The sequence below is a fragment of the Staphylococcus sp. GDY8P85P genome (genome assembly GCF_017892405.1).
GTDB lineage: Bacteria > Bacillota > Bacilli > Staphylococcales > Staphylococcaceae > Staphylococcus > Staphylococcus borealis.
Genome location: NZ_JAESLA010000079.1, coordinates 1 through 16,987 on the forward strand (window position 1 = coordinate 1; position 16,987 = coordinate 16,987).

The 16,987-nt window shown below is 34.2% G+C and carries 15 protein-coding genes, 1 pseudogene and 1 riboswitch; of the genes and pseudogenes, 7 read left to right on the top strand and 9 right to left on the bottom strand.

Annotation, left to right across the window (positions count from 1 at the left end; genetic code table 11):
* A pseudogene (locus tag KA828_RS12930) lies at window positions 1-292 on the top strand (hypothetical protein); the annotation flags it as partial.
* Window positions 293-423: 131 nt separating this feature from the next.
* Here KA828_RS12930 and lysA read toward each other — a convergent pair.
* From lysA to KA828_RS12975, 9 genes are all read right to left on the bottom strand, one after another.
* Entirely contained in the window at window positions 424-1,689 is a 1,266-nt protein-coding gene (gene lysA / locus KA828_RS12935) for a diaminopimelate decarboxylase (RefSeq protein WP_193839352.1), read from the bottom strand.
* A 1-nt stretch (window position 1,690) separates the two neighbouring features.
* Window positions 1,691-2,767, bottom strand: coding sequence for an alanine racemase (locus tag KA828_RS12940; RefSeq protein ID WP_193839353.1), 1,077 nt, complete (start codon window positions 2,765-2,767; stop codon window positions 1,691-1,693).
* 6 nt (window positions 2,768-2,773) lie between these two features.
* Window positions 2,774-3,925, bottom strand: coding sequence for an amidohydrolase (locus KA828_RS12945; protein WP_070855601.1), 1,152 nt, complete (start codon window positions 3,923-3,925; stop codon window positions 2,774-2,776).
* 274 nt (window positions 3,926-4,199) lie between these two features.
* The gene (gene dapD, locus KA828_RS12950) at window positions 4,200-4,919 is read right to left on the bottom strand and encodes a 2,3,4,5-tetrahydropyridine-2,6-dicarboxylate N-acetyltransferase (RefSeq protein ID WP_075108470.1); all 720 of its coding nucleotides are present in this window, start codon (window positions 4,917-4,919) and stop codon (window positions 4,200-4,202) included.
* A 38-nt stretch (window positions 4,920-4,957) separates the two neighbouring features.
* Window positions 4,958-5,683, bottom strand: a complete 726-nt coding sequence (gene dapB / locus KA828_RS12955) for a 4-hydroxy-tetrahydrodipicolinate reductase (protein WP_210126360.1) — start codon at window positions 5,681-5,683, stop codon at window positions 4,958-4,960.
* Window positions 5,683-6,567, bottom strand: a complete 885-nt coding sequence (gene dapA, locus KA828_RS12960) for a 4-hydroxy-tetrahydrodipicolinate synthase (protein ID WP_107629664.1) — start codon at window positions 6,565-6,567, stop codon at window positions 5,683-5,685. The genes dapB and dapA overlap by 1 nt, the downstream gene beginning before the upstream one ends.
* 1 nt (window position 6,568) lies before the next feature.
* The gene (locus KA828_RS12965; RefSeq protein WP_053030913.1) at window positions 6,569-7,558 is read right to left on the bottom strand and encodes an aspartate-semialdehyde dehydrogenase; all 990 of its coding nucleotides are present in this window, start codon (window positions 7,556-7,558) and stop codon (window positions 6,569-6,571) included.
* Between the two features lie 63 nt (window positions 7,559-7,621).
* Window positions 7,622-8,824, bottom strand: a complete 1,203-nt coding sequence (locus KA828_RS12970) for an aspartate kinase (RefSeq protein WP_070855598.1) — start codon at window positions 8,822-8,824, stop codon at window positions 7,622-7,624.
* 84 nt (window positions 8,825-8,908) lie between these two features.
* Window positions 8,909-9,085: riboswitch (Lysine riboswitch) on the bottom strand.
* Window positions 9,086-9,349: 264 nt separating this feature from the next.
* Window positions 9,350-10,954: an ABC-F family ATP-binding cassette domain-containing protein gene (locus tag KA828_RS12975; protein WP_210126361.1), complete on the bottom strand. Its 1,605-nt coding sequence runs from the start codon at window positions 10,952-10,954 to the stop codon at window positions 9,350-9,352.
* A 153-nt stretch (window positions 10,955-11,107) separates the two neighbouring features.
* Between KA828_RS12975 and cvfB the strand changes: the two genes are divergently transcribed.
* From cvfB to phoU, 6 genes are all read left to right on the top strand, one after another.
* Window positions 11,108-12,007, top strand: a complete 900-nt coding sequence (gene cvfB, locus KA828_RS12980; RefSeq protein WP_053030919.1) for an RNA-binding virulence regulatory protein CvfB — start codon at window positions 11,108-11,110, stop codon at window positions 12,005-12,007.
* A 297-nt stretch (window positions 12,008-12,304) separates the two neighbouring features.
* Window positions 12,305-13,255 carry a PstS family phosphate ABC transporter substrate-binding protein gene (locus tag KA828_RS12985; RefSeq protein ID WP_070855596.1) on the top strand — a complete coding sequence of 317 codons (951 nt, stop codon included), beginning with the start codon at window positions 12,305-12,307 and terminating at the stop codon, window positions 13,253-13,255.
* Window positions 13,256-13,441: 186 nt separating this feature from the next.
* On the top strand, window positions 13,442-14,368 hold the full coding sequence (pstC, locus tag KA828_RS12990) for a phosphate ABC transporter permease subunit PstC (RefSeq protein WP_053030923.1): 927 nt from the start codon (window positions 13,442-13,444) through the stop codon (window positions 14,366-14,368).
* Between the two features lies 1 nt (window position 14,369).
* Entirely contained in the window at window positions 14,370-15,290 is a 921-nt protein-coding gene (gene pstA / locus KA828_RS12995; protein WP_075108465.1) for a phosphate ABC transporter permease PstA, read from the top strand.
* A gap of 111 nt (window positions 15,291-15,401) precedes the next feature.
* Window positions 15,402-16,277 (top strand): phosphate ABC transporter ATP-binding protein PstB, encoded by an 876-nt coding sequence (pstB, locus tag KA828_RS13000; protein WP_053030927.1) that lies wholly within the window; start codon window positions 15,402-15,404, stop codon window positions 16,275-16,277.
* A 12-nt stretch (window positions 16,278-16,289) separates the two neighbouring features.
* Window positions 16,290-16,931: a phosphate signaling complex protein PhoU gene (phoU, locus tag KA828_RS13005; RefSeq protein ID WP_210126362.1), complete on the top strand. Its 642-nt coding sequence runs from the start codon at window positions 16,290-16,292 to the stop codon at window positions 16,929-16,931.
* Window positions 16,932-16,987: the final 56 nt, after the last annotated feature.

A 16,987-nucleotide genomic window follows, 5' to 3' on the forward strand; every position in this document is an offset into this window, starting at 1 on the left:
AATTATACGGACTTTATCATTTTTTACCGATGCTATTTTAATATTTTTATCACTTATTGCATCTATACGTTTCAATACTGGAGTAACTATTATTACTTTAATTACAGGATTTATTCTCATAAAAGTTACAGACAGTATTGATAAAATTAAGATTTTCCCTTCTAATTTTATCAAATTAGATAGTAATATTAGCTTTTCGCAAAATTTATTAATAATGAGTGTAATTACTTTAGTATACATAATAGTTATATATCTTGTATCAAAACTTATATTTAAAAAATTACAATATTAATATATATATAATAGAATTAATTATTAAGATATTAAAAACCTACGTAGCAAAACTTATAAAGTCTACGTAGGTTTTAAGTTTAAATTTTTCTTTTAACATTCTTTAGAATTATTTTTTTAAATTGGTAATTGTTATTTAGTATCGTTAATAATCAATTGACGTAATGATTGGCGTTTAATAACTTCACGTGCTTTACCATCTTTTAAGAAAAACACTGGTGGTTTCTGCATTTGATTGTAATTAGAAGCCATTGAGTAATGATATGCTCCTGTAGAAAGAATCGCTAGGTAATCACCACGTTGAACAGAAGAAGGGAGTTTCGCATTGCGAATAATAATATCGCCTGATTCACATAATTTACCAGCAATCGTTACCGTATCATCAGCTTCTTCATGACGATTCACTAATAACGCTTGATATTTCGCATCGTATAAAGCTGTTCTAATATGATCACTCATACCGCCATCAATCGATACATATTTATTCACATTAGGAATTTCTTTAATTGTGCCAACTTCATATAATGTTATACCAGCTTCACCAACGATTGAACGACCAGGTTCAATACCTATTTCTGGCACTTCATAATTTAAACGTTCAGTTTCCGCTTTAATTGCGTTAGTTATTTCTGCGATGCCTTCCTCAATAGGGAAGCTAACATCACCTTCAATATATTTAATACCAAAACCTCCACCGATATTAAGCAGTTCAATTTTAATATCATTGTCAGATAACCAATTTAGTACTATTTTAGCAGTTTCAATCATTGCTTCAGTACCCTCGATTTGAGAACCGATATGGAAGTGAACGCCTTTTAAATGTAGACGTTTTGAATCACGCACTTTATTAACCGCTTCGATAGCCAAACCATGTCGAATAGATAAACCAAATTTACTATCTTCTTGTCCAGTTTGAATAAACTCATGTGTATGCGCTTCAACACCTGGATTAACACGTATAACTACATTCACCGAATCACTTGCGTATTTATCGATTAATTCAATTTCTTCAAGTGAATCGATGACGAAGTAACCAACGCCATTTTCTAGAGCATATTGAATCTCATGTTTTGTTTTATTGTTACCATGGAAGTGAATTTTACTAGGATCAAATTTCGCCTCTAATGCAGTATATAATTCACCCTCAGATACTACATCTAATTGTAAATCCTCTTCTTGTACTAATTTAACCATTTGTATACAAGTGAAAGCTTTAGATGCATAAGAAATATTATATTTCAAACCGCTTTCTTGAAAAGCTTTATGGTATCTACGCATTTGATTGCGGATTTCATCTTCATCATAAACAATAGTAGGGGTACCAAAGCTTTGAGCAAGCGTCTTTAAACTTGTACCTGCCATTGTTAATTCACCATAATCATTATATTTTACTGCCATTTTATCTATACTCCTTTATGAGAGAATCATGATTCATCGCACTAAGTTGTTCTGAGTTAGCGCCTACACCTTTGAATGTATATTCATCAATGCGTATATCGTCATTATATAATATCACTTCATCTTGTGCATCGACTTCATCATCGACTTCCACAAACATATGACTCATCATTAATGCACGAATAGGGTAACGCTTACCATTAATTAATGCGTCATGTTTAGCTCTCGATTTAAGGATACCATCACCATAACCGATGTCTACAACTGCTAATCGTGTGTGATCACGAGACGCTTCGAATGCGAAACTATACCCACAATAATCTCCAGCATTGACTTCACGCACTTGAATCACATTACCTTTAACAGTCAGTGATTGCTTAATAATCTGTGTGTCTAATCGGCTATAAGGACGAGAACCATATAACGCGATGCCTACACGTGCATGGGTATGTTGCGGTAATAGTATTTGACCTTCACGATAATAGCTTGCACTATTTTGCGCATGAATGAAATCAAATTGATAACCCTCTTTTAACAATGCATTCACCACATTTATCCAAGCCTCTCGTTCTACACCATACTCTGGAACATCAAATTCATCCGCATAACCAAAGTGGGTCCATACGCCACTAATAATCATTTTATCTTCATTTGTATTCGCTAGATGGTCTTCAATAACTTCTTTAATTTCTTCTAATGTTTTGAATCCAGAACGGTGAAGTAAATTCTCATATTCGAGATGCACTTTGATACCACTTAAATCATTCTTATATTTATAATAGTACGCTAATGACGGTAAGGTCATTTGAATTTGATATTTTCTTACTTTTTCAAAATCATAAACTGCGTTCATCAAGAATATCGTGGCATCAGGTGCTAATTCGCGTACTTTAATGGCTTCTTTCAAAGAAGTAGTGCTAAATGTATGGATTCCTGCTTTTAAAAAAGAGGTAACAGCAAACGCCAAACCATAATGATAAGCGTTGTTCTTCACTACAGCCATTATTGAATTATCATTTTTAACTTGAATAGCATTTTGTAAAAACGCTTCTTTATCGACGGACCATATTGCTGTCAATGTGAATTACTCCTCTCCATAATGCATTAACAATTGTTCATAATAATTTGCCACATCAATTAATACTTTTTCATCAAAATTTAAATGAGAGGTATGAAGGCCAGTTACAAAACCTTTGTCTTCGTTTCGTGTACCTACGAATGCAAAGTAAGCAGGCGCAAGTTGTTGGCCATAGAAACTAAAGTCTTCACCAAATAAGAAAGGTAGGGGCTTATCTATTACTTCTAGATTCGCAGCATTAATTGCTTGTTCTACACTTGCACGTAGTTTAGGACTGTTCATCGTAGGAGGATAGCCTTCTTCAAATTTCACTTCACATTCTACGTTAAATAATAAACTTACACTTTCAGCAATTTTATGCATTTGAGTTTTAACTACATTCAAATCATTAGGGTCATACGTTCTAATTGTACCTTCTAAATATCCGTGGCTAGCTACTGTATTTATTGCCTCACCAGCTTCAAAATGTCCCATATGAACAATGTTTCGTTTCAATCCGTTAAGATGATACTGCTGTATCTGACCAACTTGATTTAGAACATGTAATAGCGCTTCGCCACAAGAATGACCTTGTTCTTTATCCGCAACATGACTAGATAGCCCTTTTAAAAAGAAACGATACTCAGTTGCACTGGCTGTAATTTCTTCATCGCGGATTACAACTTGTCCTTCATCTGCAAATGGATTAACATGAATGCCAAAAACGGCTTCTATTGGATAATTATTAAACGCGCCTGCTTTAATTAAGCGATTCGCACCGCCACCAGTTTCTTCAGCAGGTTGGAATATAAATACAACATTATGCGGAAGTGTCCCTTTATCAAACATCTCTTTACAACGTTTAACAAATAACATTAATGCCGTTGTATGACCGTCATGGCCGCACGCATGCATCACGTTGTCTGTTTGACTACGATAGTCAACATCATTTTCTTCAAAAATAGGTAACGCATCAATATCTGCTCGAAATGCAACGGTATGATCACTATTACCTTTTAAATAAGCAATTGCACCTGTTTCAAGCGGTCTCTCATAAGAAACCCCTAAGTCATCTAAAAAATGTGTAATGTATTCTGTTGTCTCAAACTCATGTAGACTTAATTCTGGATGTTGATGTAAATGTCTTCTATGTTTCGTTACAAACTCTAATTCGCTCATCATATCATTCCTTTGTTTACTATATTCGTCTTATCATTATTGTAACTTATTTCATCTTTTTATGTATGGTGTGATTGTAATTTAAAATATGATTAAAGTGTGAGAATAGAGAAAGAATAACGCGTCATACTAGCGCGTCATCACTCTCGAGAATAACTAAAACTGAGAAGAGCTTATGTTAAGCGCCTTCTCAGTTCAGTCAGCTATTACAATCATGCATTATAGCCATAAAATAATAAATTGTGTCACAGACACTTATCAAATACATATCGTATTAGTCATTCAATTTTCTTAATGCTGAAACGATTTCACGTTTAGAATCTTCAACTTCAGAAGTTTGTTTAATGACCTTGGCTGGTGTACCAGCAACAACTGCACCAGCTGGAACGTCTTGAGTGACAATAGCACCAGCAGCAACAATTGCACCTTCACCAACATGAACTCCTTCTAAGATAACCGCATTCGCACCGATTAACACATTATCATCAATGATTACTGGAGAGGCGCTAGGGGGTTCAATAACACCTGCTAACACAGCGCCAGCACCTACATGTACATTTTTACCAGTTGTAGCACGACCACCGAGTGTTGCATTCATATCAATCATAGTGCCTTCGCCAACAACTGCACCAATATTTATCGTTGCACCCATCATTACAACAGCGCCATCTTTGATAATTGCTTGTTCTCGAATGAATGCACCTGGCTCAATACGTGCATTCGTATTGGTTAAATCTTTAAGCGGAATAGCTGAATTTCGTCGATCCATTTCAATTTCTAACTCCGTAATTACAGATTGATTGGTTTCATAGAATGTCTTCCAATCATCTGCTTCACAAAATATAACTTTAGAATCGTCAGAACCAAATACTTTAAAAGATTCTGGGAAGGTAACACCATCAAAATGTCCATTGGCATATACTTTTAATGGTGTAGATTTTTTAGCATCACTGATATATTGAATAATTTCTTCAGCTGATAAGTGTTGTACCATAATTGAACTCTCCTTAATAATAGATAGAATTTTATATTTTATAAGTTATCAAACGTGTAATAACCATTAGATTGATTTATTAATTTTTCTGCGGCAGTAATGGCACCGTTAGCAAAGATATCCTTTGACTGTGCTTTATGCGTAATTGTAATGGTTTCGTCTATTCCAGCAAATAACACGTCATGTTCACCAACTATAGTGCCACCTCGAATAGAGTGAATACCAATTTCATCTTTACTGCGTTGTTCAGTGCGCTCATGACGATCATATACAGGTGTACTGTTTTGACGTAAGTCTTTGATGACATCATATAATTTAACTAATGTGCCACTAGGGGCATCTACTTTTTTATTATGATGTGCTTCAGTCAACTCAATATCAAAATCTTGTAAAAGCGGCACTGCAGCTTCTAATATTTTAGTTAATGCATGCACACCATAACTCATATTTGCACTAAAGAAGACAGGCATGCTTTGACCTAATTCATTTAACTTTTCAACTATTTTTTCCTTTTCACCAGTAGTAGCTACCACTAAAGGCAATTGAAACGGCTCATCAAGTAGAGGTAATAATAGATTAGGATTTGAAAAGTCTATGGCCACATCCGCTTCATTTTGCGCATCAGCAATATGACTGTAATGCGTATATGGCGTTGTTTCATTGTTTTGTGGCTCTATAACACCTATAATTTCATGACCTTTGTCTTCTGCCAAACGTGCCACTCTCTGATTCATTGCGCCATAACCTATAAGTAATATTTTCATTAAAGTTCACCTGCTTTAAATTGTTGAAATGCGTCAATTAATACTTTAGCATCTTCTACTTCTAAAGGAATCAGTGGTAAACGTAATTCATAATCTCCGAATCCTAGATAACTCGTTAACGCTTTAATCGGAATAGGGTTAACATCAACAGATAATGCACCCAATAATTTACCAATCGGTTCAAAATCTTTTGAAATATCTTCTCCACGTTGTTTCGCATCGTATAATGCTTGGAATTCTCTAGGAATAGCGTTACCAATAACCGATATAACACCATTGCCACCTCTATTATAAAAGTCAACAACATTGTCATCATTACCGCTGTACAATGCAAAAGTTTCTTGATCAATGCGACGTTTTACATCTTCATAATAATCAAAATCATTTGTAGCATCTTTAATTGCAACAATGTATTGATTATGGCTTAATGTTTCAACCGTTTCTGGTTCAATCGTCATATTTGTTCGAGAAGGTACATTATAAAGTACTACAGGTAATTTAACTTCATTTGCAATTGTTTCAAAGTGTTTAATTAAACCACGTTGATTCGTTTTGTTGTAGTAGGGTGTAATTAGCATAATTGCATCCGCACCAAGTGCTTTTGCGCGTAGTGATGCTTGAATAGATTTGGCAGTATTATTAGTACCTGTACCTGCGATAATTGTCACACGATGATTGACTTGTTGAATCACTGATTCTAGAATATGCGCTTTCTCTTCTTCAGTTAAAGTAGGGCTTTCAGCTGTAGTTCCATTTACAATAATGGCTTTTACACCATTTTCTAAAAGGAAGTCTACGTGTCTCTCTAATGCATTATAATCAACTTCATTATTTTTGAAAGGGGTAGCAAGTGCTACACCTACACCTTCGAATAAATGTGGCATATTATCTAGCTCCTTTTAAATTGATTACTTGCTCTAATACTTGCACGGCATTCAAGGCTGCACCTTTCAATAAATTGTCTGACGTACACCATACGTGGAACGTATTATCCAATGAGTCATCTCTACGAATACGACCAACAAACACGTCATCTTTACCAGTAGAAGTAAGTGCCTGAGGGTACTCATTATTATCAGGATTATCAACTAATACAACACGATCATCTTTATCGAATAACGCTTTAATGTCTTGTACAGTTGCTTCTTTATCAAGCGTAACGTCAATCTCAACACTATGACTATCTTGTACCGGAACGCGGGCACATGTAGCTGTGACTTTTAAATCTGGTTCATGTAAAATTTTGCGTGTTTCATCAATCATTTTTTGTTCTTCTTTTGTATATCCATTTTCTAAAAACACATCGATATGAGGTAACACATTATTGTAAATAGGGTGTGGATATGCTTCTGGTTCTTTCCCATTTGCACCTTCTGCTAAATCTCGTTTACCTTTAATACCAGAGCCCGAAACTGCTTGATACGTAGTATATGCCACACGTTTTAAACCAAATTGATCTTGTAACACTTTTAATGGCACTACCGATTGAATTGTTGAACAGTTAGGATTGGCAATAATACCACGTTTGAATTCTGGTTGATTAACTTCAGGTACAATTAAATCCACATCTTCAGTCATTCGCCATTGGCTTGAATTATCAATAACGATTGCACCAGCTTTTTCAAAAATAGGGGCGAATTGTGCACTTGTACCGCCACCAGCACTCATTAAAACATAGTCAAAGTGGGCACTAGCTGCATCTTCTGTTAGTTCTTGAACAACATATGTTTGACCTTGAAATTCAACTTCTTTCCCCGCAGATCTTGCAGATGAGAATAAGACCAATTCGTCAAATTGAATGTGTTTACGATCAATAGTTTCTAACATTTTTGTTCCAACTAATCCTGTTGCTCCAACCACTGCTAATTTTGTCATAATTTATCACTCCAATAATATTTGTTTGAATTTTCCTAAAATTTAACTTAAATGTTATATGAATTATATATCAAATGCCTCGTATAATCGCTCTACGGCTTTTTCGCCATTTTCAGCGTCAATGACATATGAAATACTGATTTCTGAAGTTGTTGTTTGATAAAAAGGGATGTTGGCGTTAATTAGTGTAATAAACGCTCTGGATGCTACGCCTGACATATCTCTCATGCCTGAACCAATTAATGAAATTTTGACGTAAGCTTCATTAATTTTATAATCTAAAGCTTCAAATTGAGCGGAAAGCCCACTTAAAATATGTGAAATTTGATGCACATCACTATCTTTAATCGTAAACGATAATTGTAGCCCTTCGATGTTAACGATTTGCGATATCATATCTACATTAACTGAGCCATCTTCTAACGCTGTAAACAATTGCGTTAACAAACGATTGTCAGGTAGGGGGTAGCTTATCGTTACATGCATCATATGTTTATCTAAAGCGACGCCCGTGACTGCTTTCTTTTCTAAAATTTCTGTTCTTGGCATAATCCACGTTCCTTTCACATTTGATAGTGTTCTTCCCAAATACAATGGTATATCGTAATTCTTAGCAAGCTCAACACTACGGGTTTCAAGTACACCTGCACCAAGTGCACTCATTTCCATCATTTCTTCGTAAGATACATAATCTAAGCGCTTTGCTCTACTAAGAACTCTTGGATCGGTTGCATAGACACCATCAACATCTGTATATATTTCACAAGGTATTTGATTACTTGCTGCTAAGGCAACTGCCGTTGTATCAGAACCACCGCGACCTAAAGTTGTAAGTTCTAACTCATCATTGATACCTTGAAAGCCTGCTACGACTAAAATGTCGTTATTTTGAAAAGCTTGATCAAAGGTTTTTGAATCAATTTCTGCAATTCTGCTTTTCAAATGATGACCAACCGTTTTAATACCTGCTTGATAACCAGTCATGGCTCTAGCAGTCACGCCGATATCATTTAACACCATTGATAAATAGGATACCGTTTGTTGTTCACCAGTAGTAAGTAACAGTGCAAGTTCTTCATCTTTAGGTGTCGCAGTCAAATGGAAGACATTATCCATTAGTTGATCTGTTGTTTTCCCCATAGCACTGACTACTACAATTAATTGTTCACCTTCGTCTACTCGACGTTTCAGCATTTTAGCTATATTTTTTATTTTTGTAAAATCAGCAACGGATGAACCGCCAAATTTCAAAACACTTCGTTTCAATACGATACCTCCTACAGATTAGGGGAGGCACACGTTATAAAAAAAGAGCAAGTTCGGAATGCTCGAACTTGCTCATAATTTATATACAAGTGATGCACTCCATTATTTTTAAATAATGACAAACTCTCAGCTCTTAACCACAAAGTCCAACAAATCATACCTGCGATTATGATTCATTTCGGCATCGCACCCTTTCTATATTAGCTGTTGCAGACAGTGTATCTAATATATACTAATGATTGATGCGCCTCATCAATTTCTTATTCAATTGCTATGTTTTATATTATACATATGGCAATTGTGTCTGTAAACCGATAATTGTGATTTTTTGAAATAGACTGAAAAATTAAAAGCTATTTTTCACCATGAAGGTAAATATGAATCAAAAGTGTAAAAATTTCGGTGTTGAGACCTTTAATCAGTATAAAAAATTAAGGTTGAGACACAAAGTCATCCTATTCTAGAACTTAATCGACGTGTTCTAAACGATATACTTTAATCTCAACCTTATTTTAAATTATAAATTTATTTTTGTAATACACCAATTTCTTGTAAATATTCTTCATAAGGGACTTCTTTAGATAAACCGCCTGGTTGATTTAGATCAATGACACGGTTTGCAATCGTATTGATGAATTCAAAGTCATATGACGTAAAGATGATCGAACCTTTAAATGAAGCAAGGCCATCATTTACTGCTGTAATACTTTCTAAATCAAGATGGTTCGTAGGTTCATCCAATAGTAATACGTTCGCACTTGAAAGCATCATTTTACTTAACATACAGCGAACTTTTTCACCACCAGAAAGTACACTCGCTTTCTTTTTAACTTCCTCACCACTAAATAACATACGTCCTAAGAATCCACGTAAGAATGTTTCAGTTTGTTCATCTTCAGGCGCATATTGACGTAACCAATCTACTAAGTTCATGTCTACACCTTCAAAGAATTCTGAGTTATCTTTAGGGAAGTAACTTAATGATGTCGTTACACCCCATTTAAATGTACCTTCATCTGGCTCCATTTCACCAGCTAAAATTTTCAATAGTGTTGTTTTAGCAATTTCACTATCTCCAATTAATATTGCTTTATCATTTGGATTCATAGTGAATGAGATATTATCAAGTACTTTTTCACCATCAATCGTTTTAGATAGGCCTTGTACGGTTAATAAATCATTTCCAATTTCACGTTCTGGCGTGAACTTAACATATGGATAACGTCTTGAAGAAGGTTGAATATCATCTAATTCAATTTTCTCCAATTGTTTTTTACGACTTGTCGCTTGTTTAGATTTAGAAGCATTTGCTGAGAAACGTGCAATAAAGTCTTGTAATTCTTTAATTTTTTCTTCTTTTTTCTTGTTTTGCTCTTGAACCATTTTTTGAGCTAATTGACTTGATTGATACCAGAAATCATAGTTACCTACATATAATTTAATCTTACCGAAATCTAAATCAGCAATATGTGTACACACATTATTTAAAAAGTGACGGTCATGTGATACAACAATGACTGTATTATCGAAATTAATTAAGAAATCTTCTAACCAACTAATAGCAGGAATATCTAAACCATTGGTAGGCTCATCGAGTAGAAGTACATCTGGTTCACCAAATAAACTTTGAGCTAATAAAACTTTCACTTTTTGATTATTTTCTAATTCAGACATTTGTTTATCATGTAATTCAGTAGCGATACCTAAACCTGAAAGTAGGGAAGCAGCATCCGCTTCTGCATTCCAACCATTCATTTCAGCGAATTCACCTTCAAGTTCAGCAGCACGGATACCATCTTCATCGCTGAAATCCGGTTTCATATAAATGGCATCTTTTTCTTTCATTACTTCATACAAACGTTCATGACCTTTGATAACGACGTCTAATACGCGTTCATCTTCATAAGCGAAGTGATCTTGTTTTAAAACAGCCAAACGTTCATCTTTACCCATTGAAACGTGTCCTGTTTGAGAATCAATTTCTCCTGATAAAATTTTTAAAAACGTTGATTTACCAGCACCATTGGCACCAATAAGTCCATAACAATTACCTTCAGTAAATTTAATATTTACATCTTCAAATAGTTTACGATCGCCGAAACGTAAACTTACATCAGTTACTTGTAGCATGCATTTACTCCTTTATTTATCGTTTATCTAACGCAAAAATTATATCATATTCTGTATAGAGTTTCGACCTAATGTAAATGTAAACGTGTGAATGCTTGTTTTTACTATGCATGTTATAATAATGTAGAATACAAACCCTTGAAGGAGAATATTATGGCATTAGATAAAGATATCGTTGGTTCAATTGAATTTTTAGAAGTCATTGGTTTAGAAGGTTCTACATACCTTTTAAAAGGTCCAAATGGTGAACAAGTAAAATTAAATCAATCAGAAATCAATGATGAAGATGAATTAGAAACAGGTGAAGAATACAGTTTCTTCATCTATCCAAACCGTTCTGGAGAATTATTTGCAACTCAAAATATGCCGGACATTACGAAAGACAAATATGATTTTGCCAAAGTGTTAAAAACAGACCGTGATGGTGCACGTGTAGATGTTGGTTTACCAAGAGAAGTACTTATTCCTTGGGAAGATTTACCGAAAGTGAAATCATTATGGCCTCAAACTGGAGATTATGTACTCGTTACATTACGTATCGATAGAGAAAATCAAATGTTTGCGCGCCTGGCTAGTGAAACAATCGTAGAAAAAATGTTTACGCCAGTTTATGATGACGAAAAACAAAATGAACTTATTAAAGCAAGACCATATCGATTATTAAGAATAGGAAGTTTCTTGCTATCAAATGATGGCTATAAAATCTTTGTACATGAATCAGAACGTAAAGAAGAGCCACGTTTAGGAGAAGAAGTAGAAGTACGAATTATTGGTCATAACGATAAAGGTGAACTAAATGGTTCATTTTTACCTCTAGCTCATGAACGTCTTGATGATGATGGTCAAGTAATATTTGATTTATTAGTCGAATACGAAGGTGAATTACCTTTTTGGGATAAATCAAGCCCAGAAGCAATCAAAGAAGTATTCAACATGAGTAAAGGTTCATTCAAACGTGCCATTGGTCACTTATACAAACATAAAATTATCAATATAGAAACAGGTAAAATTTCTTTAACTAAAAAAGGTTGGAGTCGTGTTGAAAAAGATTAATCATCTCGATTCAAACATTTTCCTTCTATTTAAATAGTGGTTTTAATACGCTATGTCATTTCAAGAAATTTTTCTGACCGCTAGTCATACTTGTGGGACTGGAAGATGAATTCGATAAGAATTCACTCCAGCCCTTTTTTTATTTTCATAGACAATCTTTATACTTAGTATTAATTTTTCTATAATCTTAACAAAAAATTTACATTTAAACCATTTTGTATTAACAAAAGGTATGTAATATAAAGACTGTAAGAAATACATATAACATTTTGGGTTATCTATTAGGAGGATATTTCAATGAAAAAATGGCAATTAGTTGGTACAACTGTTTTAGGCGCTTCGGTATTATTAGGCGCATGTGGCGGTGGAGATAGCAGTGGAAGTGGTTCTGGAGATGGCAAAGACCTTAAAGGTGAAGCTAAAGGTGAAGGTTCATCAACAGTAGCTCCTATCGTTGAAAAATTAAACGAAAAATGGGCTAAAGATCATCCAAACGCTACTATTTCATCTGGTCAAGCAGGTACTGGTGCTGGTTTTGAAAAATTCATCGCTGGCGAAACTGATTTCTCACAAGCTTCTAGACCTATTAAAGATGAAGAAAAACAAAAATTAGAAGACAAAGATATTAAATATAAAGAATACAAAATTGCACAAGATGGTGTAACAGTTGCTGTAAACAAAGATAACGACTTCGTTAAAGAATTATCTAAAGATCAATTGAAAAAAATCTACAGTGGCGAAGCTAAAACTTGGAAAGATGTAAATTCAAGCTGGCCTGATAAAGAAATCAAAGCATTCTCTCCAAACTCAAGTCATGGTACTTATGACTTCTTCGAAGAGGAAGTAATGAACAAAGAAGATATCAAAGCTGAGAAAAACGGAGATACTAACGTAATTGTTCAATCAGTTGAGAAAAACAAAGAGGGTATCGGTTACTTCGGTTATAACTTCTACGAACAAAACAAAGATAAATTAAAAGAAGTTAAAATCAAAGACGATGAAGGCAAAACTACTGAACCAACTAAAGAAACAATCAAAGACGGTTCATATGCTTTAAGTAGACCATTATACTTATATGTTAAAGAAAAATCATTAAAAGATAATGACGTAATGAGAGAATTCATCAAATTCACATTAGAAGACAAAGGTAAATCTGCTGAAGATGCTGGTTATGTAGCTTCACCAGAAAAAGTTTACAAAGATGAACTTAAAAGCTTAGAAAAATATGATAAAAAATCAGATAAATAATAATCATTATTAATAACAAAGGGCTGGGAATTATTCAAGGGGTATTACAAGGTAGCAACTCTGCTACCTTGTTCTCGAATATATGGGTGATTGTTAAAATGTTTTAAGGTTAATTTGAACTCATTGTTTACCTGATAATTTCTAGCGCTTTTTTAAATTTATTGGGAGAAAAAGAGAGGGTTATATATGGCATCGGAAACTAATGTTAGAGACTTGATAGCTAAAAATAACGCTAAAAAGGGCGGTTTTAGTGATAAAATCGTACCCATTATTTTAGGTATTATAGCTGCAATCTCAATTTTAACTACAATCGGTATTCTATTCACTTTGATAACTGAAACAATAACATTCTTCACACGCGTATCTATCGTTGAATTTCTATTCACTAAAGACTGGAACCCAACAGGTTCTGATCCTAAATATGGTATCTGGGCACTTGTAATTGGTACTTTAAAAATTACAGTTATCGCAACGATCGTCGCAGTACCTATCGGATTAGGCGCAGCTATTTATTTAAGTGAATATGCAAGTGACAAAGCACGACGTATTATTAAACCAATTCTTGAAATCTTGGCAGGTATTCCAACAATTGTATTTGGTTTCTTCGCTTTAACGTTTGTAACACCTGTTTTAAGAACGTTTATTCCAGCGCTTGATAGTTTTAACTCTGTCAGCCCAGGAATTGTAGTAGGTATTATGATTGTTCCTGTCATTACAAGTATGAGTGAAGATGCTATGGCGTCTGTACCTAATAAAATTCGTGAGGGTGCTTACGGTTTAGGATCAACTAAATTTGAAGTTGCTACAAAAGTAGTATTACCAGCTGCAGCCTCAGGTGTCGTAGCTTCAATCGTTCTAGGTATCTCTAGAGCCATCGGTGAAACAATGATCGTATCATTAGCCGCTGGTAGTTCACCTACAGCATCACTAAACTTAACAAGTTCAATTCAAACGATGACTGGTTATATCGTAGAAGTTGCAACTGGTGATGCTACATTCGGTTCAGATATGTACTACAGTATTTATGCCGTTGGTTTCACGTTGTTTATCTTCACGTTAATAATGAACTTAATTTCTTATTGGATTTCGAAACGCTTCAGAGAGGAGTATTAATATGACAGCTACTACAAATCCTAAAGCAAAAACATTAATAGACCAAAATAAAGTAGAAAAAAATATTTCAAGTCGTGGCAAAACGAACAAGCTAAATAAATGGTTATTCTTTTCATGTATCGTCATCGCTTTAATTGTACTTGCAGCTTTATTAATTCAAACATTTGTTAAAGGGATTGGTTATCTTACACCAGATTTCTTTACAAGTTTCTCTTCTTCTACACCTTCACAAGCAGGTATTAAAGGTGCATTAGCAGGAACAATTTGGTTAATGGTAAGTATTATCCCAATCTCTATGATTTTAGGTGTTGGTACAGCAATTTATTTAGAAGAATATGCCAAAGACAATTTCTTTACGAGCTTCGTTAAAATTAGCATTTCTAACTTAGCCGGTGTACCTTCAATCGTATTTGGTTTACTAGGATTAACATTGTTCGTTCGTGGTGGCGGTATTCAAGCACTTGCTTTAGGTAATAGTGTTATCGCTGCAGCCTTAACAATGTCATTACTTATTTTACCTATTATTATCGTTTCAAGTCAGGAAGCAATCAGAGCTGTTCCAAACTCTGTTCGTGAAGCTTCATACGGCTTAGGCGCAAACAAATGGCAAACCATTAGACGTGTTGTATTACCTGCAGCACTACCTGGTATCTTAACTGGTTTCATTCTATCTTTATCTCGTGCACTGGGTGAAACAGCACCATTAATCTTAATTGGTATACCAACGATTCTATTAGCAACACCAACAAGTATTATGTCTATGTTTACAGCATTACCAACGCAAATTTACACTTGGGCTAAAATGCCTCAAGCTGAATTCCAAAATGTTGCATCAGCAGCAATTATCGTATTACTAGTCATCTTATTATTGATGAACGCAGTAGCCATTTTCTTACGTAACAAGTTCTCTAGAAAATATTAATCCATTCATATACATCATTCATTAGGGAGTGAAGATTGAAGCGACAATGACATGTTTATAATCGTGCATCATTATCGTTTCAATCTTACAGATATAAAGGAGTTTTTAATTATGGCAAATACAAATGTTAAAGAGAAAGAATTAGCACAACATACAAATCGATCTCAAGACTCAATTTCAACAGTTGTTTCATCAAATGAAGTGAAACATAATAACGAAACTGATACGAATAAAAAAGTAGTTTATTCAACACAAAACTTAGATTTATGGTATGGCGATACACATGCTTTACAAAATATCAATTTAGATATTTTAGAAAACAATGTAACAGCAATTATTGGACCATCTGGTTGTGGTAAATCAACATACATTAAAACATTAAATCGTATGGTAGAATTAGTACCTTCAGTCAAAACTGCTGGTAAAATTCTTTACCGTGATCAAAATATCTTTGACGAAAATTATTCTAAAGAAAAATTAAGAACGAATGTTGGTATGGTGTTCCAACAACCAAACCCATTCCCAAAATCAATTTATGATAACATTACTTATGGCCCTAAAACACACGGTATTAAAGATAAGAAACTATTAGATGAAATCGTAGAAAAATCTTTACGTGGCGCTGCAATTTGGGATGAATTAAAAGATAGATTACACACAAATGCATATGGTTTGTCTGGTGGTCAACAACAACGTGTTTGTATCGCTAGATGTTTAGCAATTGAACCAGATGTCATTTTAATGGACGAACCTACGTCTGCACTTGACCCAATTTCTACTTTAAGAGTTGAGGAATTGGTTCAAGAATTAAAAGAAAATTATTCAATTATTATGGTTACACACAACATGCAACAAGCTGCACGTGTATCAGATAAAACTGCATTCTTCCTTAATGGGTACGTTAACGAATATGACGACACTGATAAAATCTTCTCTAATCCTTCTGATAAACAAACAGAAGATTACATCTCAGGACGTTTCGGTTAATATTCGACTATGATGACCATTATTAGACAGAAATACGAAGGTCAATTAGGTGACTTAATTAAAGATATTCGTCACCTTGGTCTTCATGTTTATTTTAATCTAGAACATGCTTTAGTGTCGTTAAGTGAAGAAGATAAAAATTATGCAAGAAAAGTAATCGAAAATGATAAAACGATTAATCATTTAGACTATGAAATTAATGAAAAAGTGATTATGCTCATCACTAAGCAACAACCTATTGCAACTGATTTAAGAATGATGATGGCAGCTTTAAAAATTTCCACAGACTTTGAGCGAATGGGTGATAATGCAGCACATATCGCGCATATTAGACTCCGAGTAAAGATTACGGATCATTATGTGTTAACGCGTTTAAAAACGATGGGGAAATTGGCAATGCTAATGTTGCAAGACCTTAACACCGCAACAAAGGAAGAAGATATCACATTGATTAAAGAAGTGATTGAACGTGATAAAGACATTGATGATCTTTATGCCAATATTGTTAACACGACATATCTAATCGATAACGATCCTTTTGTAGCCGGACAAGCACACCTTGCAGCACGAAACCTCGAAAGAGTCGGGGACCACGTTAGAAATATAGCAGAAAGTATTTATTATTTCTATACTGGTGAACATTACGATAAATAACATAGAATTATTCCTAAATGAAATAACCCAAATTAATTTTAAAAACCCTGATAATA

Excerpts from the sequence above, each read along its gene's own strand:
- cvfB (WP_053030919.1), top strand. The coding sequence starts at position 11,108 with ATGGCATTAGATAAAGATATCGTTGGTTCAATTGAATTTTTAGAAGTC.
- KA828_RS12945 (WP_070855601.1), bottom strand. The coding sequence starts at position 3,925 with ATGAGCGAATTAGAGTTTGTAACGAAACATAGAAGACATTTACATCAA.
- dapA (WP_107629664.1), bottom strand. The coding sequence starts at position 6,567 with ATGCCACATTTATTCGAAGGTGTAGGTGTAGCACTTGCTACCCCTTTC.
- pstC (WP_053030923.1), top strand. The coding sequence starts at position 13,442 with ATGGCATCGGAAACTAATGTTAGAGACTTGATAGCTAAAAATAACGCT.
- KA828_RS12975 (WP_210126361.1), bottom strand. The coding sequence starts at position 10,954 with ATGCTACAAGTAACTGATGTAAGTTTACGTTTCGGCGATCGTAAACTA.
- lysA (WP_193839352.1), bottom strand. The coding sequence starts at position 1,689 with ATGGCAGTAAAATATAATGATTATGGTGAATTAACAATGGCAGGTACA.
- pstA (WP_075108465.1), top strand. The coding sequence starts at position 14,370 with ATGACAGCTACTACAAATCCTAAAGCAAAAACATTAATAGACCAAAAT.
- KA828_RS12985 (WP_070855596.1), top strand. The coding sequence starts at position 12,305 with ATGAAAAAATGGCAATTAGTTGGTACAACTGTTTTAGGCGCTTCGGTA.
- dapB (WP_210126360.1), bottom strand. The coding sequence starts at position 5,683 with ATGAAAATATTACTTATAGGTTATGGCGCAATGAATCAGAGAGTGGCA.
- phoU (WP_210126362.1), top strand. The coding sequence starts at position 16,290 with ATGACCATTATTAGACAGAAATACGAAGGTCAATTAGGTGACTTAATT.
- dapD (WP_075108470.1), bottom strand. The coding sequence starts at position 4,919 with ATGGTACAACACTTATCAGCTGAAGAAATTATTCAATATATCAGTGAT.
- pstB (WP_053030927.1), top strand. The coding sequence starts at position 15,402 with ATGGCAAATACAAATGTTAAAGAGAAAGAATTAGCACAACATACAAAT.
- KA828_RS12965 (WP_053030913.1), bottom strand. The coding sequence starts at position 7,558 with ATGACAAAATTAGCAGTGGTTGGAGCAACAGGATTAGTTGGAACAAAA.